Origin of the sequence: Pantoea latae (assembly GCF_002077695.1) — a bacterium.
Classification (GTDB): domain Bacteria; phylum Pseudomonadota; class Gammaproteobacteria; order Enterobacterales; family Enterobacteriaceae; genus Pantoea; species Pantoea latae.
The window spans coordinates 163,711-184,254 of record NZ_MWUE01000007.1 but is presented as its reverse complement, the minus strand read 5'-3'; the positions used below and the strand labels follow the sequence as shown (position 1 = coordinate 184,254).

Here is a 20,544-nt window from a genome sequence, read left to right as displayed (position 1 = left end):
CGAGGTGGATTAACGATGAACCTGTTTAATATTGCCCAGAGCGGATTAAGTGCCGCCCAGTCGGCGTTAAATGTGGTGGGGAATAATTTAAGCAATGCGATGACCAGCGGCTACAGCCGACAGGAGATTATGTTGGGCGAGGCGGGCGGCAACACCACGCGCAACGGCTTTTTTGGCTATGGCGTGCAGACTGACGACGTCAAGCGCTGCTATGACGGCTTTTTAAATAATCAGGTGCGCGGCGCAACGACGCAGTTTCAGGCGCTCGAAGGACGCTATGAGCAGCTCAGCCAGATTGACGACCTGCTCGGCGACGACACCAGCAATCTTTCCGTCACCCAGGGCAACCTCTTTTCCGCGATGGAAAAAATGAGCAGCGATCCGGTCAGCCCGGCGGCGCGTCAGGAGGTGCTGTCGCAGTTCAAGGCGCTCGCCAACCAGTATCGCAGCAACAGCAGCACCCTGAACGGGCTGGAAAAGAGCACCAACAGCAAAATCAGCCAGGCGGTGGACGATATCAACAGCTGCGCGAAACAGCTGGCGTCGCTGAACAAAGAGATGGCGAAGGTGCAGGCGGGCAGCGGCAATCTGCCGGCGGATATGCTCGATCAGCGCGATCGCGTGCTGGCGCAGCTCAGCGGCCTGACCGGCATCAAAGTCAATGAAAACAGCGTCACCGGGCGCGTCGACGTCACCCTGGCGAACGGCCTGTCGCTGGTGAACGGCGACAGCCTGTGCGAACTCAAGGCGCAGCCTGCGGAGGAGGATCCCAGCAAAACGGTGGTCTCCTACACCGACGCCTCCGGCAACGCCACGCGGCTGGATGAAGAGAAACTAGATGGCGGCACGCTGGGCGGGCTGTTCACCTTTCGCCATCACGACTTAAGCGACGCGCGCAACCAGCTTAACCAGCTGGCGCTGCAGATGGCCAACGCCTTCAACCAGGTAAACCGCGGCGGTTACGATCTGGACGGCAACGCGGGCGGCGATATTTTCACCCTCGCCGATCCGCAGGCGATCGCCAACCGCAACAACCAGGGCTCGGCGACGCTGGCGATTGCGCGCAGCGACCTGTCGGCGATCAAGAGCGAAAGCTACCAGATGACCTTTACCGGCCCCGACAGCGGCGACTGGACGATCACCACCGCCGACGGCCGCGCCATTACCCCGACGGTCGGTGACGACGGCTCGCTCAGCTTCGAAGGCGTCACCGTGACGCCGCAGGGGGCGCCGCAGGCTGGCGACAGCTTTCTGTTTAACCCGACCGCCGGCGTGGCGGACTCGCTTAGCGTCGCGATCGGCGACGGCGACGCACTTGCCGCCTCCAGCTCTGCGGACCCCAGCGATGAGAGCAATAATGAAAATATCCAGAAGATGCTCGATATCAAAAACCAGCCGGTGGTGGGCAAATCCACCTTAAGTGAAGCCTACGCCAGCCTGGTCAGCTCGGTGGGATCCTCGATGACCACCCTGAATGCCGACCGCACCACGACAGAGAGCGTGGTGTCGCAGTGGCAGCAGCAGCAGCAGTCGGTGGCCGGCGTTGATATCAACGAAGAATATATAAACCTGCAAATGTACACGCAATATTACCAGGCTAATTCTCAGGTATTACAAACGGCGACCACCCTGTTTGACACCTTGCTCAGTATTAAATAATTCGCCGCCGCTACTCTCTGCTTATTAAATAAGGATCGCGCGATGCGTATCAGCACTTATTATATGTATCAGCATAATATCGACACGCTTTCTCAGGCGATGACCAGCGGAAATGATATTTATACGCGACTTTCCGCCGGCCAGACGCTGCTGAAACCCTCTGACGATCCCGCCGGGGCGTCGGAGGCGGTAAGCTGGCAAACCGCGCTGGCCGATATGGATCAGTACGACACGGCCAGAACCTATGCGCAGGATGCGCTGAGTCAGGAAGACAACACCCTGAGCAGCATCACCAACCTCCTGACCGGCAACCTCTCCGAGACCATCGTTGCGGGCGGCAACGGCGCCTACTCCGACCAGGATCGTCAGGCGCTGGCCACCACCCTGAGCGGCATCCGCAGCAGCCTGCGCGATCTGGGCAACAGCCGCAACAGCAGCGGCCGCTATCTCTTTTCCGGCTATAAGACCGGCACCGAACCTTTCGCGCAGGACGGCAGCTATCATGGCGGCGACACGGCGATGACGCAAAAGGTCAGCGACAGCGTGACGATGCAGGTTGGCGATACCGGCCAGGCGCTGTTTATGAGCGGCAGCGACGACGATCTGCTGGCGTCCATCGACAAGGCGATCGACGCCCTGAATAAGCCGGTCGCCAGCGACGAGGATCGCCAGTCGCTTAAAGAGACGCTGGACAGCGTCAACAAGAGCGTAAAAAACAACATCGATAATCTGGGCAAGATTCAGGCGCAGGTGGGCACCAGCCTGCAGCAGCTGGAGTCGCTCGGCTTTAGCGCCGCCACGCAGAAAATTACCCTCGAGTCGCGCTTGCAGCAGACGGTCGGCTCCGATCCCGACACGCAAATCAGCCTGATTTCGCAGTCGAAGATGGCGGAATTCGCCCTGAGCTCGTCGATGACGGTATTTCAGACCATGCAGAAAATGTCGCTGTTTAATTTCGTCAGCTGAGATTTTCACACTTATCCATTTTAATTCCGTAGGGCCGACATGTTTAAAAACATAAAGATTGCCACCGGGCTGAATGCCCTGATGATCGTTTTTGTGCTGTTTCTGGCGATCATCTCTCTGTTTAATTTCAACAGCGCCAACCGTTTCGACAAAGAGCTAAAAGATTCCATTAGCATCGCCACCTCTGATAATGAACTGCAGGATGCCGCCGCGCTGCTGAATAACGCCGTCGGTATGGTGGTGGCGGAAAATCTGGCGCTCAGCAAAATGAATAACGTCGCGCTGGATAAAAAGCTGCTGGAGGAGATCGATACGCTGGTAGGTCAGGCGAGTCAGAGCTACCGGCGCTTCCTCAATCAGCCGCAGCTTTCAGCCGCAGAGCATGAGCAGCGGCTGCGCGTCTGCAAGGCGTTCGACAACCTGATGACCTTCACCCTGCGCCATAAAGAGGCGCTGACCAAACCAGCCCAGAACAGCTTCAGCCTGGTGGAGCAGGGCAAAGAGGTGAGCGACCTGCGCACGGCGCTGAAGACGCATATCGACCAGTACGACGCGGTGTTAAGCACCATTCTGACCGATCATCAGCAGCAGGCGGACAGCAAAAACAGGCAGATGATGGTGCTGGCCTTTTTCATCCTCGCGGCCTCGATGGCAATGGTGGTGGTGATCCGTCTGTGGCTGAAACGATCGCTGTTTCAGCGGCTGAACCAGACGCGGGAAGCCTTCGCCGTGCTGGCCTCGGGCGATTTGAGCCAGCCAGTGGATATCGGCGCGGCCAATGAAATCGGCGAAATGCTGGCCGAGCTGGAGAAGATGCGCCTGTCGCTGATCGCCACCGTCTCCGATATTCGCCAGGGCGTCACCAGCATCTACGGCAGCGCGCAGGAGATCGCCACCAGCAACAACGATCTCTCCTCCCGCACCGAGCAGCAGGCCTCTGCGCTGCAGCAGACCGCCGCCAGCATGGAAGAGCTGAAAATCACCGTGCGGCAGAATGCCGACAACGCGCACAGCGCCAGGCAGCTGGTGGAAAGCGCCAGCGGCAGCGCGCGCAAAGGAGGCGAGGTGATGGTCAATCTTGACGGCATTATGCGCGAGATTACCGAGAACTCGCGCCAGATCGCCGACATCAATGGCGTCATCGACAGCATCGCCAATCAGACCAACATCCTGGCGCTGAACGCCGCCGTCGAAGCGGCGCGCGCGGGCGAACAGGGGCGCGGCTTCGCCGTGGTGGCAGGCGAGGTGCGTAATCTGGCGAAGCGCAGCGCGGACGCGGCGAAGGAGATCCGCCAGCTGATCAACGTCTGCGTCAGCAATATGAATACCGGCTCGCAGGAGGTTGAACTGGCTGGCGCCGCCATGCAGGAGGTGGTGAAGTCGGTGACCCAGGTGACCGATATCATGTCGGAAATCACCTCCGCCTCCGACGAGCAGAGCACCGGCATTAACCAGATCGCCCAGGCGGTCAACGAAATGGATCTGGTGACGCAGCAAAACGCCAGCATGGTGGAGCAGGCTGCCAACGTGGCGCGCTTCGTCGAGGAGCAGGCGCATCATCTGGAGCGTTCGGTGTCGCAGTTCTCTTTACAGGCGGGCGCCTCGCCGATGGAAAAGCCGCAGAAAACCTCGCCGCTCGCCGCTAAAGGGGCGCGGCAAAGCGAGCCAGCCAGAGCGAAAAATAAAGCGGACGCGGAAGCAGACTGGGTCAGTTTTTAAAAGCGCACAAAGCGAATAATAACTGGCTGAGCACCCCTGCTTTTATTTCCCAGCGGGATAAACCGGATGAGGTTGAAGTGCGCTTATTTGTTTCCGCTTATCGCTCTATTTGATTAGCGCCTACTCGATAATAATAGCTTTCTGTTTTACTGGGCTGGAAACGTTTATTTTGGACGGCATCTATACCTCCGAAGGTATTATCGATAAACACGCGCTGTGGTTGAAATATCGTTACTGGGTGCGCAGGGAAGCGCTGAATTTACACGCCAGACTGCCAGCCAGCGTTGAGCTTGACGATCTTATTCAGGCTGGCGTGGTCGGGTTGCTGAATGCGATAGATCAGTACGACGCCAAAAAAGGCGTCGCGCTCAGCACCTATATCAGCCAGCGCGTGCGCTGGGCGCTGATTGACGAGCTGCGCGAGCGCGACTGGGTGCCGAGACGGGTGCGCAGCAACTCTCGTCAGCTGGCCGCGGCGATACAGCGCGTCGAGCAGCAGACCGGCGCGCCGGCCGCCGAAGCGGAAATCGCGCAGGAGATGGGCGTCTCGCTGGCGGAGTATCAGTCGATGCTGGCGGAGAGCAACAACAGCCTGATCTATTCGCTGGATGAGCTGCAGCAGGAGTACGGCGACAGCTTCGAACAGCCAGACAGCGCCCATGAAGCGCTTAATCCCCTGAACGAAACGCTGGTTTCTCGCCTGACGGCGCAGATCGGCGACGAGATTAAAAACCTGCCGGAAAGAGAGCAGCTGCTGCTTAATCTCTATTATCAGCAGGAATTAAATATGAAAGAGGTGGGCTATATTCTCGGCGTGACGGAAACGCGCGTCAGCCAGTTGCATAGCCAGACAATTAAGCGTTTACGCGCGCGGCTGGATTTATCGCGCTAGCCGAAGCGACATTTACTCAGCAAATAAGAACAGGAGAAGAGCATGGCGAGCTATGGCGATCGATTGCAAAAAATTTATGAACTCAACCTCTCTTATTTACTGCTGGCGCAGCGCCTGATTAAGCAGGACCGCTACGCCGCCTGTTTTACCTTAGGGATTAACGATGAGCGCATTGATATTCTGCAGGATCTCACCCTGCCGCAGCTTATTCATCTGGCGTCGATGGATCGCCTTATTTGCCAGCTGCGCGTGGATAATAGCGCAACGCTCAATTCCGTGACCAAAAGTTCGCGTCTCGACGCGCTGCAGGGCGTTCATACCGGCATTATTTTATCGACCAATCTGCTTAAGTCGCTGGAAAAAAAAGAGGGCGAGTCGTCTGCGTCAGGGGCAACGTCGGACGCGCCTGCGCGGCGCGGCCGCAACCCGCATTCTCACTATGCCTGCGGCGTGACCGAGCGGCTAAGCCTGCGCTATCCGGGCCATAAACGGATGTGAAATCGCGTTCCTTTCTCTGTTATCCGGCGGACGGCCGGATAAAAATCCATGCCGTTTTTATATCTTCGCGTCCCCCTTCCGAGCGTTTAAAAGCGGCCGTTAGCGTAAAGAGGTTACTGTGCTGGTTGTTTTGGGCTATGTGGTGGTGTGCGCCTCCGTTATTGGCGGCTTTGTGTTATCGGGCGGCCAGCTGGGCGCGCTGTTTCAGCCGCTGGAGTTATTGATTATCGGCGGATCGGGCGTCGGCGCGTTTTTCGTCGGCAATACCCTGAAGGCGCTCAAAGCGACAGGCAAAGCGCTGCCGCGCCTGTTTAGCGGCGCGCGCTATAGTCAGTCCACCTATCTGGATCTGCTGGCGCTGCTCTATCTGCTGCTGAGCAAAGGGCGTCAGAACGGCATGATGTCGCTGGAGGCGGAGATTGAAGAGCCGCAGAGCAGCGCCATTTTCACTCTCTATCCGCGCCTGCTGGCCGACGCCGCCATTATGAGTTTTATCGTCGACTATCTGCGCCTGCTGATCAGCGGCAGCAGCAACGCCTTTGAGCTGGAGGCGCTGATCGACGAGGAGATAGAGACCCGAGAGCATGAGGCGGATATGCCGGCGGACAGCATCAACGCGCTGGGCGACGGGCTACCCGCCTTCGGCATCGTCGCGGCGGTGATGGGCGTGGTCAATACGCTGGCCTTGGCCGATCGGCCCGCCGCCGAGCTGGGCGAGCTGATCGCCCACGCGATGGTCGGCACCTTTCTCGGCATCCTGCTGGCCTACGGCTTCGTGTCGCCGCTGGCGGCGCTGCTGCGGCAGAAAAACGCGGAAAACATCAAAATCTTCTTCTGCATCAAAGCGGTGCTGCTGGCGGCGGTAAACGGCGCGGCGCCGCAGATCGCCGTGGAGTTCGGCCGCAAGACGCTCTACTCCAGCGTGCAGCCCACTTTTCACCAGCTGGAAGAGCATATACGCCAGGTGAAATCCGCAGCGCAAAGCGCGGCGACGGAACCGAGCTGATGAGTAAAAAAGATCACGCCGCGATTGTGGTGAAGAAAAAAAAGGGCGGCAAGCACGGCGGCCATCATGGCGGCTCGTGGAAGATCGCCTACGCCGACTTTATGACGGCGATGATGGCGTTTTTTCTGGTGATGTGGCTGCTCTCCTCCGCCGCGCCGGAAACGCGCGAGCAGATTGCGGAATATTTCAAAATGCCGCTCAACGTGGCGCTGGCGCACGGCGATAAGTCGAGCCTGAGCCACAGCGTGATCCCCGGCGGCGGCGAGGATCCGATCAGCCAACAGGGCGAGGTGCTGAAGAAGACGCTGGATAAGCTGGACGCGCGCAAACAGGATCGCGACGACTCGCTGCAAAGCCTGCTCAATAAGCTGCAAAGCCTGATCCAACAGGATCCGCGCCTCAGTAATTTCCAGTCTAATCTCCGCCTCTCACTCACCGACAACGGCCTGCTGATTCAGATCACCGACAGTCAGGAGCGGCCGATGTTCAAAATCGGCAGCCGCGAGCCGGAACCCTATATGCGCGCCATTCTGCAGGCGCTGGCGCCCGCGCTTAACGAGCTGCCTAACCGCATTACCCTCTCGGGCCACACCGACTCCTTGCCCTACGCGGGCGGCGACGCCGCCTACGGCAACTGGGAGCTGTCGGCCGATCGCGCCAACGCCTCGCGCCGCGCCTTAATCAGCGGCGGCCTGGCGGCCGGCAAGTTCGTGCGCATCATCGGCATGGCCGACAGCGTCAGCGTCGACAGCAGCGGCCAGGATAATCCCCTTAACCGCCGCATTACCATTCTGGTGCACAGCAAAACCAGCGCGGATGCGATCCTGAAAGAAGATTCGCTATTGAACCGACTCACTTCGACGCCGCAAACCGCGCCGTTAAAAAAGGCGTTAACCCTGACCCCGGCTAATAAAGCGGCCGCAGACCGACCGCTTCCACCTGAAAAGCGCAACCTGGAGAAAACGGGAAAAGATGGACATCAGTGATTTTTATCAGACTTTTTTCGACGAGGCGGATGAGCTGCTGGCGGATATGGAAAAACATCTGCTGGATCTGGACTGCCTCGCCCCTGACCAGGATCGGCTAAACGCGATATTTCGCGCCGCCCACTCAATTAAAGGCGGCGCCGGCACCTTCGGTTTTACCGTGCTGCAAGAAACCACGCATATTCTGGAGAATTTACTGGATGCGGCGCGCTGCGGTGAATTAACGCTCACCGCGGAGATTATTAATTTGTTTCTTGAGAGCAAAGATATTATGCAGGAACAGCTTGATGCCTATAAAGCCTCCCAGCCGCCGGACGAGGAGGCGTTTCGTTATATTTGCGCCGCGCTGCGTCAGATTGCGCAGGAGAGCCGCTCAGTGCAGATTGCGTCGGCGGCAGCGGTTGCCGCGCCGCCAGCGGTCGCCTCTCAGCCGTCGCCGGACGAGGCCGTGTTGCTCCAGGTCTGTCTGAGCCAGCTCGGGTCGCAGGCGCAGGCGCCGCTGATTGACGAGCTGGCCAATCTGGGCACGGTAATCGACCAGCAGCAGCAGGAGGATCGGCTGACGGTGACGCTGCGCACCACCGCCTCGGCCGAGGATATTGCCGCCGTGATGTGCTTTGTGCTGGAGCCGCAGCAAATCGCCATTACGCCCGCCGTCGCGGCGCAGCCTGCAACAGCGGCGCGTCCCGCCGCCGCGCGGCCGAAGGCGGTAACCAAAAGCCCGACGGCGGAGAGCGGCACCATTCGCGTGGTGGTGGACAAGGTCGATCAGATCATCAACCTGGTCGGCGAGCTGATTATTACCCAGGCGATGCTGACGCAGCTCAGTTCGCGGCTCGATCCAGCTCATCACGACGCGCTGATCAACAGCGTCGGACAGCTGGAGCGCAACGCGCGCGATCTGCAGGAGGCGGTGATGTCAATCCGCATGATGCCGATGGAGTACGTCTTCAGCCGTTTCCCGCGGCTGGTGCACGACCTGGCGGGCAAGCTAAACAAAGAGGTCGAGCTGACCCTGCTCGGCGGCTCGGCCGAACTGGATAAAAGCCTGATTGAGAAGATCGTCGATCCGCTGACGCATCTGGTGCGCAACAGCCTCGATCACGGCATTGAGCCGGTTGAGGCGCGGCGCGCCAGCGGCAAAGCGGACAAGGGAAACCTGATCCTCTCCGCCGAACATCACGGCGGCAATATCGTGATTGAGGTTACCGACGACGGCGCCGGGCTGAACCGCGAGAAAATTCTGGCGCGCGCCCGCGCCCAGGGGCTGTCGGTCAGCGACACCATGAGCGATGAAGAGGTGTGGATGCTGATCTTCGCGCCGGGTTTCTCTACTGCGGAAAAGGTCACCGACGTGTCGGGGCGCGGCGTCGGCATGGATGTGGTGCGGCGCAATATTCAGGAGATGGGCGGCTACGTCGAGATCCGCTCTGAACAGGGCAAGGGCTCGACCATTCGCATCATTCTGCCGCTGACGCTGGCGATCCTCGACGGCATGTCGGTGCGCGTCGGCGAAGAGATTTACGTGCTGCCGCTCGGCACGGTGATGGAGTCGCGTCTGCCGTCGGAGAAGGCGCTCTACCGCATGGCGGGCGACGAGCTGATGTTACAGGTGCGGGAAGAGTACCTGCCGCTGATCGAGCTACGTAAGGTGTTCGATCTGCCCGGCGAAGCAGGCGAGGTGAGCGAGGGGATTGCGGTTATCGTACAGAGCGCCGGCTGTCGCTACGCGCTGCTGGTGGACCAGCTGATTGGCCAGCATCAGGTGGTGGTAAAAAATCTTGAGCGTAACTATCGAAAAGTGCCGGGCATTTCGGCAGCGACCATTCTGGGCGACGGCAGCGTGGCGCTGATTCTGGACGTCGCCGTGCTGGCGACGCTGGCGAAAGAGAAGCGACAGGCGGAAAACGCGGATTAACCGCGCGTGTTTAAGGTGAAAATATGACTCTATCTGGTTCGGAAACAAACAGGGCCGGCGATATCGCCGGTCATGAATATCTGGTGTTCAGGCTGGGCGATGAGGAGTACGGCATCGATATCCTGAAGGTGCAGGAGATCCGCAGCTGCGAACGCGTGACCCGTATCGCCAATTCCCCTGATTTTATCGCCGGCGTCACCAATCTGCGCGGCGTCATCGTGCCGATCGTCGATCTGCGGGTGAAGTTCCGCCTGCGCGCGGCGCCCTTCGACGACAACACCGTGGTGATCGTGCTCAATTTCGGCAGCCGGGTGGTGGGCATTATTGTCGACGGCGTCTCTGACGTGCTGACGCTGGCCGCTGAGCAGATCCGCCCGGCGCCGGACTTCTCTGTGATCCTGGCGACGGAGTATGTGCAGGGGTTGGGATCGCTTGGCGAACGCATGCTGATCCTGGTCGATATCGAAAAGCTGCTCAACAGCGAAGAGATGGCGCTGGTAGAAAAGAGCGCCGCGCTGGCGGCCTGCGATTAACGGTTTTACCGGCCAGGCGAAGGCGCCTGGCTTTTTTTTATCTGTCTGTCAGCCATAAAAAAGCCCGGCCAACCGGCCGGGCGAAAAGGCTAAGGGGAAAAGGATTAGCGCAGCAGCGACAGCACGTTCTGCGGCACCTGGTTCGCCTGCGCCAGCACCGTGGTGCCCGCAGACTGCAGGATGTTCGCGCGACTCATGTTGGAGACCTCGGTGGCGAAGTCCGCATCCTGAATGCGCGAACGCGACTCAGAGAGGTTATTCACCGTGCTGTTGAGGTTGTTGATCACCGAGTCGAAACGGTTCTGCGCGGCACCCAGGCTGGAGCGCAGCGAGTCCACTTTCGCCAGCGCCTTATCGACTTTTTCCAGCATCTTGTCGCTGGCGTCGGCGGTGCTGACGTCAAAGGTGTCCATATCCAGCTCAGTGGAGTCCATTTTGTTCAGCGAGATATCGATGGTTTCGTCATCGTTAGCGCCGACCTGAATAGTCAGGGTCTGGTCGCTGCTCAGCACCTTCACGCCGTTGAACTGGGTCTGCGCAGAGATACGGTCGATTTCCGCCAGGCGCTGTTTGATCTCATCCTGGATAGAGGATTTGTCGCTTTCGGAGTTGGTGCCGTTTTTCGCCTGCACGGTCAGGCGACGGATATTCTGCAGGTTGTCGTTGACCTCGTTCAGCGCGCCTTCAGTGGTCTGCGCGATAGAGATGCCGTCGTTGGCATTGCGTGACGCCTGGGTCAGGCCGTTGATGCTGGCGGTGAAGCGGTTGCTGATCGCCTGGCCGGCGGCGTCATCTTTGGCGCTGTTAATACGCAGGCCGGAAGAGAGACGCTGAATAGCGGTGCCCAGAGAAGACTGAGAGCGGTTCAGGTTATTCTGCGCCATCAGGCTCAGTGCGTTAGTATTAATGACCTGTGCCATATTTATTTTCCTCTTTCATGGTGTTGGTTGTCATGAATATGCGTCAGTGGCTCGCATAACAATAAATATCGGTGCGAGGAAAATGTTCTGAAATTATTTTTTCGCCGCGTTAACCTTTCTGCTAATAGTTTCAGCGCGGCGCAGGGAAATAACAGGTTATCAGGCCGATAATAACCGCGAAATTGTTTTTATAATGTGTATTTTTCTTTGCCTGAAAAGGCATGTCCGTTATCTTATTGTTTATTTTCGCCCTTTTTTGCGCGAAAGAGTGAATATTTTTCAGGCGACGATTTATTTTTCCCTGGCGCCGCCGATATTTATTAAGAGAAATAAATATCAGGCTTTCTTGAACCCGTTAAGGAGCACATATGGCGGCAGTGACCACTTCTTTTTCAGCCATGGGCATCGGCACCGGCGGCATCGACACCGCCAGCATGCTGACGCAGCTACAGAGCGCCGAGCAGCTGCGTCTGACCCCCTACCAAAACCTACAGACCAGCTATAAAAACAAAATTTCGTCATGGGGCAGCATCTCCAGCCTGATGACCAAACTACAGACGTCGGTGAAGACGCTGAGCGGCCAGGCCTTCAACACCCTGACGGTGAGCAAAAACAGCGCCTTTACCGCCACCGCGACGGATAAAGCGAGCGCCGACGCGCACTCGGTGTCGATTAGCCAGCTGGCCACGGCGCACAAGCTGCGCTCCGCCGGCTACAGCAGCGCCGACGAGCAGCTGGGCGCGGCAACCGGCGAGGGCGGCAGCCGCACCCTGACCATCCAGCAGGGCGACGGCAAGGCGATGACCATTGAGCTGAAAGATGACGAAACCTCGCTGAATCAGATCGCTAAAGCGATCAACAAGCAGGACGGCAGCGTCACCGCCTCGGTGCAGCGCAACGGCGACGGCAACTACCAGCTGATGCTGAGTTCGAAAAAAACCGGCGCGGAAGGGGAGATGACGGTGAGCGTTGAGGGCGACAGCGATTTGGCGAGCGTGCTTAACACCAGCCACGGCGGCAAAGGCTCCGGCGAGAGCGGCGCCGAGGCGGACGGCATGAGCATGGTGACAGCGGCGCAGGATGCGAAGCTGACCGTGGACGGCGCCGACTATACGCGCGCCAGCAACAACATTACCGACATTATCAACGGCGTCACCCTGAGTTTGAACTCGGTGACGAAAGATGACGCGCCTGAGCAGCTGACGCTGACCGTGGACAACAGCGCCATCAAGACCGCGCTACAGGATTTCGTCAAGCAGTACAACGCGCTGCTGACCCGCACCACCGCCGACAGCAAATATGTGGCGGCGGACACCAGCGGGCTGAGCAGCGATGACGTGGCGACCACCAGCAGCGACAGCGGCGCGCTGATGGGCGACGCCACGCTGCGCAGCATGGTCAGCGAGATCCGCTCGACGGTTAACGGCTGGTACGGCGACGCCAGCGGCGACACCGCCTACGGCGCGCTGGCGGATCTGGGCATCACCATTGATGCGCAAAGCGGCCAGATGACGCTGAGCGAAACCAAACTGGACGACGCTATCGCCGCCGGCGCCGACGATATCGGCAAGATGTTTAAGGGCAGCGGCGAGACCACCGGGCTGGCCACCGCGCTGGGCACGGTGCTGACCAAATATGTCGGCGACACCGACACCAAATCGGAAGGCATCATCCAGACGGCGACCGATAACCTCAACACCCAGCTCAAAAATATCGGCACCCAGATCGACAAAACCCAGACGCTGATCGACTCCCAGGTGAACCGCTACAAGTTGCAGTTTCAGAACCTCGACAGCGTAATGTCGAAACTGAGCAGCATGAGCAGCTCGATCACCTCGCTGATGTCTTCTGTCTAAGGCTCAACAGGGCGCCATGCCCTGTTTTTTTCAGGAAAGCCCTATGTATACCCAACAAGGTCCGCAGGCTTACGCGCGGATTTCTCTGGAAAGCAGGCTGGCCGGCGCGACGCCGCACCAGCTGATCGCCATGCTGTTCGAGGGGGCGCGCAGCGCGATTGCGCGCGCCGCCATCTATTTCGAGCAGGGGGATGTCGCCAGGCGCGGCGAGATGATCTCAAAGGCGATTAATATCGTGGATAACGGGTTGCGCGCCGCGCTGGATCACCGCAAGGGACCGGCGATCGCCGCCGATCTCGAGCGCCTTTATGACTACATCTCCCGGCTGCTGATGCAGGCTAATCTGCACAACAGCCCTGACAAGCTACAGCAGGCCGATAAGCTGATTGGTGATATCGCCGAGGTATGGCAGGCAATCGCGCCGCACTACCAGGCGGGCCAGCCATGAACGCGGCGGAGCATCCGGCGATGCAGCTGAGCCTGCGTCTGCTGGCGCTGCAGGAGCAGCAGGAGTGGGAGGCGTTCTGCGCGCTGGCCCCGGACTATCTCGCCGCGCTGGAGGCGCTGCTCGCGGAGGCGCGGCAGGCGAGCCGCGATGACGCGCGTCTGCTGCTGCGGCAGTTGCAGCTCAAGGACAGGGAGATGACCCGGCACTTGCAGGCGCGGCTCGCCACGCTCAGCGCATCGATGGCGCGGCTACAGCAGGGAAAAACCTGCTGTCAGCGCTACGCCGCGCAAATGCCACGCTCGCCTTTTCCCGCCCGTTTCTAATCCCTTCATCCGCTGGCTTGCCGTTAACGATAGTTAAGGGTAAGCCGGTTGCTCACCACCTGTAGCGCGGGCGCCAGCGCGCCCCGGCTCTCCACGGAATAGAGAAAGCGAAAGGTCTCGCCGGGCGACAGCGGCTGCGTCACCGTCTGCGCGCCCGACAGCCCGGCTAAAGAGAAGCAGCGCGCGGGCGCGCAGAGTTTGATGCGCAGGCCCGGCGGCGGCGCATCCAGCAGATCGATGCGCCAGGCGATGCGGGTGACGCGCGCCGCCGCGGGCAGCGGGCCGGGCGGCGCAAGCGGTCGGCTGACCAGCAGCTGCTGGCCGACGCTGACGCGGCCGCCGACGCTGCTGGCGCTCCAGCTGCCGCCTGCCGCCTGCGCCGTCAGCGCCGCGCAGAGCAGCGTCAACGGCAGCCTCCTCACTGCGCACCGCCGATAGTGGCGATCATATGCAGCGTGCGATCGGGGGCGATCTCGACGTTCGACAGCACCGCCAGCTGCGGATAGACGCGGCGCAGAAAGCGCGACAGCATCAGCCGCAGCGCCGGATTGACCAGCAGCACCGGCGCGGCGCCCCTGGCGCTCTGCTCGCGCAGGGCGTCGCCGGTTTGCTCGATAATCTTCTCTGCGATGCCTGGCTCCAGCGCGCTGCCGTTCTGCACCGCCTGCACCAGCAGCCCTTCCAGCTGCGGATCCAGTCCCGTCACCTCTATGTCGCGCTGGCTGCCGAACCACTGGTGGGTGATGGCGCGTCCCAGCCGGATGCGCACCTGCGCGGTCAGCGCGTCGGCGTCGCTGTGCACGGCGGCCTGTTCCGCCAGGGTATCGATAATGGTGCGGATATCGCGGATGGCGACGCGCTCCGCCAGCAGGTTTTGCAGCACCTTATGAAACAGCGACAGCGAAAGGGTGCCGGGGATAAAATCCTCCACCAGCTTAGGCATCTCTTTGCTTACGCGATCCAGCAGCTGCTGCGTCTCCTGGCGGCTGAAGAGTTCGTCGCTGTGCATATCGATCACATGGTTTAAATGGGTGGCGATCACCGACGGCGGATCGACCACCGTATAGCCCATGGTTTGCGCCCGATCGCGCTGTACCGCGTCGATCCAGATAGCGGGCAGCTGGAACGCCGGATCCAGCCCGCGATCGCCCTCCAGCTCGCCCTCTGCGCAGCCGGGATCGATCGCCATCCAGCGCTCAGGGTTGACCTCGCCGCCGCCGATCTCCACCCCTTTCAGCAAGATACGGTAGGCGGTGGGTTTAAGGTCGAGGTTGTCGCAAATATGGATGGCGGGCGGCAGAAAGCCCATGCTCTGCGCAAACTTTTTGCGGATGCCGCGAATGCGCGTCAGCAGCTGCCCGTCCTGCGCGCTGTCTACCATCGGGATCAGGCGGTAGCCCACCTCCAGCCCCAGCACGTCCTCCAGCTCGACATCCGCCCATGAGGCCTCCTGCGCCTGAGCCGACTCGGCGAGCGCGCCGCTCTGCGGGCTAAGCGGACGCGCCGCGCCGGGCTGCGCCTGCATCTGCTGGCCGCGCAGCCACCAGGCGAGGCCGAGCAGCGCGGCGGTAAAGAGTAAAAACACCAGATTGGGCATGCCGGGAATAATCCCCAGCAGGCCGACGACCCCGGCCGCCAGCAGCATGACGCGCGGATTGTTGAACAGCTGGCCGACCATCTGCTCGCCGACGTCGGCTTCGGTGGCGACGCGGGTGACGATCACCCCCGCCGCGGTGGAGATGATCAGCGCCGGGATCTGCGCCACCAGGCCGTCGCCGATGGTCAGCAGGGTGTAGGTCTGCGCCGCGTCGGCGAACGACAGGTCGTGCTGCAGCATGCCGATCACCAGCCCGCCGATAATATTGATCGCCATAATCAGCAGCCCGGCGATGGCGTCGCCGCGCACGAACTTGCTGGCGCCGTCCATCGAGCCGTAGAAGTCGGACTCCTGGGTGACCTCGCTGCGCCGCCGTTTCGCCTCTTCTTCGCCGATCAGGCCGGCGTTGAGATCGGCGTCGATGGCCATCTGCTTGCCCGGCATGCCGTCCAGCACGAAGCGCGCGCCCACCTCGGCGATGCGTCCCGCCCCTTTGGTGATCACCATAAAGTTAATGATAATCAGGATGGCGAAGACGATGATGCCGATAGCGAAGTTGCCGCCCACCAGAAAGTGGCCGAACGCCTCGACCACGCGGCCGGCGGCGCTGGCGCCGGTGTGGCCTTTCATCAGGATGATGCGCGTCGAGGCGATATTCAGCGCCAGCCGCAGCAGGGTAGAGAACAGCAGCACGATAGGGAACGAGGAGAAGTCGAGCGTGTTCTGGGTAAACATCGCCACCAGCAGGATCATCAGCGCCAGCACGATATTAAAGGTGAACAGCGCGTCGAGCGCAAAGGCCGGCAGCGGCAGCACCATCATCGCCAGGATCATCATGATCAATACCGGGCCGGCCAGCATCTGCCACTGCGTCTCTTTCAGGTTGGGTAAACGAAGTCGGGAGGATAAATTCGCCATCACTGCAGGCTCTCATGGGTAACATCCAGTGCCGCAGGCACGGACAGGTTTTCAGGTTGTCTGGGCTTAAAGCCGCCTGCCTGGCGCCAGCGCCGCAGGCGATAAACCCACGCGAGCACTTCAGCCACCACGCTGTACAGCTCGGCGGGGATCGCGTCGCCGATGTCGCAGTGGCGATAGAGCGCGCGCGCCAGCGGCGCGGCCTCCAGCATCGGGATCTGGTGCGCCGCGCCTCTGGCGCGAATGCGCTGGGCAATCTCGCCCGCACCCTTCGCCAGCACCACCGGGGCGCGCATCTCGCCCTGCTGCCAGCGAATGGCGACGGAGTAGTGCGTCGGGTTGTTAATAATGACGTCCGCTTTCGGCACCTCTTCCATCATGCGGCTGCGCGCCAGCGCGTGGCGCAGCTGTTTAATGCGCCCTTTGACATGGGGATCGCCTTCGCTCTGTTTAAATTCATCGCGGATCTCCTGGCGACTCATGCGTAATTTTTTCAGGTGGCTCGTCAGCTGATAGAAAACGTCGTAGCCCACCATCGGCGCGAGGGCGACGATGATGGTCAGCAGGCAGTGCGAAATCAGCCGCGAGGCGTCGCGCAGCCCCTCTGCCAGCGATTCACTTCCCAGCAAAATAAAGTGCTGGCGGAAGTGACAGAAGTAGAGCGCGCAGGCGATGCCAGGCAGCAGCGCCTTCATCAGGCTTTTCGCCAGCTCGGAGAGGGTTTGCAAAGAGCAGATGCGCTTAAAGCCCGCCAGCGGTGACATGCGCGTGATATCCACCTTCAGCGATTTGCTGCTGAGGTGCAGGCCGCCGATCAGCGCGCCGGCGGCGAGGGCGACGCAAAACAGCCCCAGCACGATCGGCAGCAGCGCCGTCAGCATCAGCGACAGCAGGCCGCCGGCGCGGTGCAGCATGGCGGCGTTGTCCGCGATCAGCCGGCGATCGAACATCAGTCCGTCATGCAGCAGCTGCGCCAGCTGCCGCACGGTGTCGGCGCCGCCGAGGAAGATCAGCGCCCAGCCCGTCAGCAGCACCAGCCACGACGTCAGCTCTTTCGAGCGCGGGATATTGTCCTCTTCTCGCGCTTTTTGCCGTCGCTGAGGCGTGGGCTCTTCGGTTTTTTCTACGTCGCTCTCTTCAGACATACGCCGATCCGAGGCAGCAAAGCGCGGCAGCGGGCCGCATCAGGCCAGGCACGCTCCGCCTGCGCCGCATTCAGAAGCCGAGATCGGCGAGCAGATCGTCTACCTGGTCCTGCGTGGCGACCACGCCGGGCTGGTTATGGCGGATCGGCGGGCCGTTTTTCAGGCTCTCCGCTTCTTCGCCGCGCTCGCTCGCCATGCCGGGCATCGTTTCCACCAGTACCTGAATCAGCTCGTTTTCGATGTTCTCGATCAGCTGCATCATGCGGTTGATCACCTGGCCGGTGAGATCCTGAAAATCCTGCGCCATCATGATTTCTGTCAGTTCGGCGCTGGTGCGGCTGGCGAGGTCGGGCACCTCGCGTAAAAAATCGCGCGTTTCGCCGACCAGCTCTCTGGCGATCGGCAGCTCGACCGGCTCGGCGAACCACGCATCCCAGCGCGCGCTGAGCTGAGACGCCTGCTGGTGCAGACGATCCTGCAAAGGACGCGCCGCCTCGACGCTGGTCAGGGCGCGATCGGCCGCCTGGGAGGTTTTGCTGACGATGTAGTTAAGGCGCTCGCGGGTGTCGGGGATCGCCTCGGCCGCGTCCATAATGGCGCGATCCAGCCCCAGGCTGACCATGCTGTTGCGCAGCTGGCGCGTCAGATGGCCGATACGGGAAAATATCGTTTTGAAGTTATCGACCTCAGGCCGATCAGAGTGCATATCCACTGGCTTAACGTCCCGTTTTCTCAAAAATTTTGTTTAGCTTCTCTTCCAGCGTCGCGGCGGTGAAGGGCTTGACGACGTAGCCACTGGCGCCCGCCTGCGCGGCGGCGATGATGTTCTCTTTCTTCGCCTCGGCGGTGACCATCAGCACCGGCATCGTGCGCCACTCAGGGTGGCTGCGAATGGCGGTCAGCAGCTGCAGACCATCCATGTTCGGCATATTCCAGTCGCTGATGACGAAATCGAAGGCGGCCTGCTCCAGCTTGTGGAGCGCATCCTGGCCATCTTCGGCCTCTTCGACATTATGAAAGCCGAGATCTTTGAGGAGGTTGCGCACGATGCGGCGCATGGTGGCGAAATCATCCACCACTAAAAAACGCAGATTGTTATCAGCCATAAAAAGGAGATCCTGATTAAGGGAAAGCTAAAGAGGCGGGCGCTAAATGCGCCGCGCCTGTCCGACGATATTTTTCAGCAGCGCGGCGGCGATCTGCTCGAGATCGACGATTTCACTGACGGCGTTAAGGGCGACCGCCTCGCGCGGCATACCGTAGATCACGCAGCTCTTTTCGCTCTGCGCCAGGGTGCGCGCGCCGGTTTGATAGAGTTCCAGCAGCCCCTGCGCGCCGTCGTAGCCCATGCCGGTCAGGATGGCGCCGACGGCGTTTTTGCCGGCCGCGCGGGCGACGGAACTCAGCAGCATATCTACCGAGGGACGATGGCGGTTGACCGGCGGCAGATCGTTGAGCCGGACGTGATAGTTGGCGCCGCTGCGGCACAGCTCCATATGGCGTCCACCCGGCGCGATATAGGCGTGACCGGGCAGCACCCGTTCGCCATCCTCCGCCTCTTTCACCGCAATCTGGCAGATTTTATCCAGCCGTTCGGCAAAGGAGCGGGTAAAGCCCGGCGGCATATGCTGGGCGATCACGATGCCGGGGCAGGTGGCGGGCATCGGCATCAGCACCTGGCGAATGGCTTCGGTGCCGCCCGTCGACGCGCCGATGGCGATAATTTTCTCGCTGCCCACGAGCGGAGAGGCGATGATTTTCGGCGTGGTTTGCGGTTCGCGGCGGCGGATTTGCGCGCGGGCTGCGGTGCGGATCTTGTCGGCGATCAGCTCGCTGTATTGCATCATCCCCTCCTGTAGCCCCATCTGCGGCTTGGTGACAAAATCCACCGCGCCCAGCTCCAGCGCGCTCAGCGTAATATCGGAGCCTTTGCGGGTCAGGGAGGAGATCATCACCACCGGCATCGGGCGCAGCCGCATCAGCCGCTCGAGAAAGTCGAGGCCGTCCATGCGCGGCATCTCCACATCGAGGGTGAGCACGTCCGGGTTATGCTGTTTGATCAGGTCGCGCGCGATCAGCGGATCGAGCGCGGTGGCCACCATCTCCATGTCCGGCTGCTGATTGACGATGGTGGTCAGGATGTTGCGGATCAGAGCGGAATCATCGACGCAGAGTACCTTTATCTTGCTCATACCTCTTCCTTAGCCAGGCAATAGACCGACTGCCCCTTCAGGCGAAAAGGGCTTTCCATATGGCTGAAATGTTCTGAATGGCCGACAAACAGCAGGCCGCCGGGTTTAAGCCGCTGCGCAAAGCGGTTCAGCAGCCGGCGTTGGGTCTCTTTATCGAAGTAGATCATCACGTTGCGGCAGAAGATGGCGTCGAAAGGCGCCGGGATATCCCATTCAGCGGCGATCAGGTTAAGCGGCTGAAAATGCACGGCCTGCTGCAGCACGCGTCCCACCTTGACCTGGGTGTGTGGCCCGCTGTCGTTGCGGCGCAGGAAATAGGTTTTCTTCTGGTGCTGAGTAAGGGTTTTGAGATCGGCCAGGCGATAGGTGCCGCGGCGCGCTTTTTCCAGCACCTCGGTGTCGATGTCGGTAGCCAGCACGCGCGGCGCCAGCGTGCTGCTGCCCAGCGCTTCATCCAGCGTGATGGCGATGGACCAGGGCTCTTCGCCCGTTGAAGCGGCGGTGCACCAGACGTTATAGCTGCCGCCGCGCTGGCGCGCGTGCTCCGCCAGCACTGGAAAGTGATAGGCTTCGCGGAAAAAAGAGGTGAGGTTAGTGGTCAGCGCATTAATAAAAGCCTGCCATTCCGGATGGGTGGCGGAGTGCTCCAGCAGCTGCAAATAGTCGCTAAAGCGCGTTAGCCCCAGCGCGCGCAAACGCGGCATCAGGCGGTTATACACCATATCTCGTCGCTGACGGGTAATGACAATGCCGGCACGCCGATAAATAAGCGTGATGATCTTATTTAGCTCGGGTTCGGTAAGCTGACGCTGGCGGCTGAGCGCGGCGTTATTCTTTATTAATTCGGTCATGCCAGAGGAATCCACGCTGACGGTCGTAAACGCTCGCCGTCAATAACTATAACGCGCCGGATGACGCATGGCTCAGCCGGAAGCGGGAAATAAACAGCAGAATATCAGGGAGCAACA

The 20,544-nt window shown here is 60.5% G+C and carries 20 protein-coding genes; 12 read left to right on the top strand and 8 right to left on the bottom strand.

The features are described 5' to 3' along the window. The first annotated feature begins 15 nt into the window (after positions 1–15). From flgK to cheW, 9 genes are all read left to right on the top strand, one after another. Complete coding sequence (gene flgK, locus B2J69_RS05350) at positions 16–1,659, top strand: flagellar hook-associated protein FlgK (protein WP_081137097.1); 1,644 nt, start codon at positions 16–18, stop codon at positions 1,657–1,659. Between the two features lie 42 nt (positions 1,660–1,701). Beyond that, entirely contained in the window at positions 1,702–2,625 is a 924-nt protein-coding gene (gene flgL / locus B2J69_RS05345; protein WP_081137095.1) for a flagellar hook-associated protein FlgL, read from the top strand. Between the two features lie 39 nt (positions 2,626–2,664). Next, positions 2,665–4,344 carry a methyl-accepting chemotaxis protein gene (locus tag B2J69_RS05340; protein WP_081137093.1) on the top strand — a complete coding sequence of 560 codons (1,680 nt, stop codon included), beginning with the start codon at positions 2,665–2,667 and terminating at the stop codon, positions 4,342–4,344. 169 nt (positions 4,345–4,513) lie between these two features. Beyond that, a complete protein-coding gene (locus B2J69_RS05335) occupies positions 4,514–5,236 on the top strand; it encodes an RNA polymerase sigma factor FliA (RefSeq protein ID WP_081137091.1) in 723 nt (240 codons plus the stop codon). A gap of 42 nt (positions 5,237–5,278) precedes the next feature. After that, positions 5,279–5,734 carry a flagellar transcriptional regulator FlhD gene (gene flhD / locus B2J69_RS05330; RefSeq protein ID WP_081137089.1) on the top strand — a complete coding sequence of 152 codons (456 nt, stop codon included), beginning with the start codon at positions 5,279–5,281 and terminating at the stop codon, positions 5,732–5,734. Between the two features lie 118 nt (positions 5,735–5,852). Continuing rightward, positions 5,853–6,740 carry a flagellar motor stator protein MotA gene (motA, locus tag B2J69_RS05325; RefSeq protein ID WP_081137087.1) on the top strand — a complete coding sequence of 296 codons (888 nt, stop codon included), beginning with the start codon at positions 5,853–5,855 and terminating at the stop codon, positions 6,738–6,740. Further along, positions 6,740–7,726, top strand: coding sequence for a flagellar motor protein MotB (gene motB / locus B2J69_RS05320; protein ID WP_081137085.1), 987 nt, complete (start codon positions 6,740–6,742; stop codon positions 7,724–7,726). Before motA ends, motB begins: the two co-directional genes overlap by 1 nt. Further along, entirely contained in the window at positions 7,713–9,644 is a 1,932-nt protein-coding gene (gene cheA / locus B2J69_RS05315) for a chemotaxis protein CheA (RefSeq protein ID WP_081137083.1), read from the top strand. Before motB ends, cheA begins: the two co-directional genes overlap by 14 nt. Positions 9,645–9,667: 23 nt before the next feature. Continuing rightward, positions 9,668–10,177 carry a chemotaxis protein CheW gene (gene cheW, locus B2J69_RS05310; protein WP_081137081.1) on the top strand — a complete coding sequence of 170 codons (510 nt, stop codon included), beginning with the start codon at positions 9,668–9,670 and terminating at the stop codon, positions 10,175–10,177. A gap of 104 nt (positions 10,178–10,281) precedes the next feature. Here the strand turns inward: cheW and B2J69_RS05305 are convergent, their stop codons facing one another. After that, positions 10,282–11,097: a flagellin N-terminal helical domain-containing protein gene (locus tag B2J69_RS05305; RefSeq protein WP_081137079.1), complete on the bottom strand. Its 816-nt coding sequence runs from the start codon at positions 11,095–11,097 to the stop codon at positions 10,282–10,284. 368 nt (positions 11,098–11,465) lie between these two features. Here B2J69_RS05305 and fliD point away from each other — a divergent pair, with 368 nt between their 5' ends. The 3 genes from fliD to fliT are packed head-to-tail and all read left to right on the top strand — an operon-like array spanning position 11,466 to position 13,724. Further along, entirely contained in the window at positions 11,466–12,953 is a 1,488-nt protein-coding gene (gene fliD / locus B2J69_RS05300) for a flagellar filament capping protein FliD (protein ID WP_081137077.1), read from the top strand. A gap of 43 nt (positions 12,954–12,996) precedes the next feature. Next, positions 12,997–13,401, top strand: a complete 405-nt coding sequence (fliS, locus tag B2J69_RS05295; RefSeq protein ID WP_081137074.1) for a flagellar export chaperone FliS — start codon at positions 12,997–12,999, stop codon at positions 13,399–13,401. Further along, on the top strand, positions 13,398–13,724 hold the full coding sequence (gene fliT / locus B2J69_RS05290) for a flagellar protein FliT (RefSeq protein WP_081137072.1): 327 nt from the start codon (positions 13,398–13,400) through the stop codon (positions 13,722–13,724). The genes fliS and fliT overlap by 4 nt, the downstream gene beginning before the upstream one ends. Before the next feature lie 23 nt (positions 13,725–13,747). On the opposite strand, the gene B2J69_RS05285 is transcribed toward fliT, so the two are convergent. The 7 genes from B2J69_RS05285 to B2J69_RS05255 all read right to left on the bottom strand — a co-directional run bounded on the left by B2J69_RS05285 (position 13,748) and on the right by B2J69_RS05255 (position 20,427). After that, positions 13,748–14,131, bottom strand: coding sequence for a flagellar protein FlhE (locus B2J69_RS05285; RefSeq protein ID WP_236722688.1), 384 nt, complete (start codon positions 14,129–14,131; stop codon positions 13,748–13,750). 11 nt (positions 14,132–14,142) lie between these two features. Next, positions 14,143–16,239, bottom strand: coding sequence for a flagellar biosynthesis protein FlhA (gene flhA, locus B2J69_RS05280; RefSeq protein ID WP_081137069.1), 2,097 nt, complete (start codon positions 16,237–16,239; stop codon positions 14,143–14,145). Beyond that, positions 16,239–17,384, bottom strand: coding sequence for a flagellar biosynthesis protein FlhB (gene flhB / locus B2J69_RS05275; RefSeq protein ID WP_081137066.1), 1,146 nt, complete (start codon positions 17,382–17,384; stop codon positions 16,239–16,241). The genes flhA and flhB overlap by 1 nt, the downstream gene beginning before the upstream one ends. 70 nt (positions 17,385–17,454) lie before the next feature. Beyond that, entirely contained in the window at positions 17,455–18,090 is a 636-nt protein-coding gene (gene cheZ / locus B2J69_RS05270; RefSeq protein ID WP_081137064.1) for a protein phosphatase CheZ, read from the bottom strand. Between the two features lie 10 nt (positions 18,091–18,100). Further along, positions 18,101–18,490: a chemotaxis response regulator CheY gene (gene cheY / locus B2J69_RS05265; RefSeq protein WP_081137061.1), complete on the bottom strand. Its 390-nt coding sequence runs from the start codon at positions 18,488–18,490 to the stop codon at positions 18,101–18,103. 42 nt (positions 18,491–18,532) lie between these two features. Further along, a complete protein-coding gene (locus B2J69_RS05260; RefSeq protein ID WP_081137059.1) occupies positions 18,533–19,576 on the bottom strand; it encodes a protein-glutamate methylesterase/protein-glutamine glutaminase in 1,044 nt (347 codons plus the stop codon). Next, entirely contained in the window at positions 19,573–20,427 is an 855-nt protein-coding gene (locus B2J69_RS05255) for a CheR family methyltransferase (protein WP_081137056.1), read from the bottom strand. Before B2J69_RS05255 ends, B2J69_RS05260 begins: the two co-directional genes overlap by 4 nt. Positions 20,428–20,544: the final 117 nt, after the last annotated feature.

Bases quoted from the DNA above. Each gene is read 5' to 3' on its own strand.
- cheZ (WP_081137064.1), bottom strand. From the start codon at position 18,090: ATGCACTCTGATCGGCCTGAGGTCGATAACTTCAAAACGATATTTTCC.
- flgK (WP_081137097.1), top strand. From the start codon at position 16: ATGAACCTGTTTAATATTGCCCAGAGCGGATTAAGTGCCGCCCAGTCG.
- B2J69_RS05260 (WP_081137059.1), bottom strand. From the start codon at position 19,576: ATGAGCAAGATAAAGGTACTCTGCGTCGATGATTCCGCTCTGATCCGC.
- cheA (WP_081137083.1), top strand. From the start codon at position 7,713: ATGGACATCAGTGATTTTTATCAGACTTTTTTCGACGAGGCGGATGAG.
- fliS (WP_081137074.1), top strand. From the start codon at position 12,997: ATGTATACCCAACAAGGTCCGCAGGCTTACGCGCGGATTTCTCTGGAA.
- cheW (WP_081137081.1), top strand. From the start codon at position 9,668: ATGACTCTATCTGGTTCGGAAACAAACAGGGCCGGCGATATCGCCGGT.
- fliT (WP_081137072.1), top strand. From the start codon at position 13,398: ATGAACGCGGCGGAGCATCCGGCGATGCAGCTGAGCCTGCGTCTGCTG.
- flhA (WP_081137069.1), bottom strand. From the start codon at position 16,239: ATGGCGAATTTATCCTCCCGACTTCGTTTACCCAACCTGAAAGAGACG.
- flhD (WP_081137089.1), top strand. From the start codon at position 5,279: ATGGCGAGCTATGGCGATCGATTGCAAAAAATTTATGAACTCAACCTC.
- B2J69_RS05305 (WP_081137079.1), bottom strand. From the start codon at position 11,097: ATGGCACAGGTCATTAATACTAACGCACTGAGCCTGATGGCGCAGAAT.
- B2J69_RS05255 (WP_081137056.1), bottom strand. From the start codon at position 20,427: ATGACCGAATTAATAAAGAATAACGCCGCGCTCAGCCGCCAGCGTCAG.
- motB (WP_081137085.1), top strand. From the start codon at position 6,740: ATGAGTAAAAAAGATCACGCCGCGATTGTGGTGAAGAAAAAAAAGGGC.
- B2J69_RS05340 (WP_081137093.1), top strand. From the start codon at position 2,665: ATGTTTAAAAACATAAAGATTGCCACCGGGCTGAATGCCCTGATGATC.
- flgL (WP_081137095.1), top strand. From the start codon at position 1,702: ATGCGTATCAGCACTTATTATATGTATCAGCATAATATCGACACGCTT.
- cheY (WP_081137061.1), bottom strand. From the start codon at position 18,490: ATGGCTGATAACAATCTGCGTTTTTTAGTGGTGGATGATTTCGCCACC.
- flhB (WP_081137066.1), bottom strand. From the start codon at position 17,384: ATGTCTGAAGAGAGCGACGTAGAAAAAACCGAAGAGCCCACGCCTCAG.
- fliD (WP_081137077.1), top strand. From the start codon at position 11,466: ATGGCGGCAGTGACCACTTCTTTTTCAGCCATGGGCATCGGCACCGGC.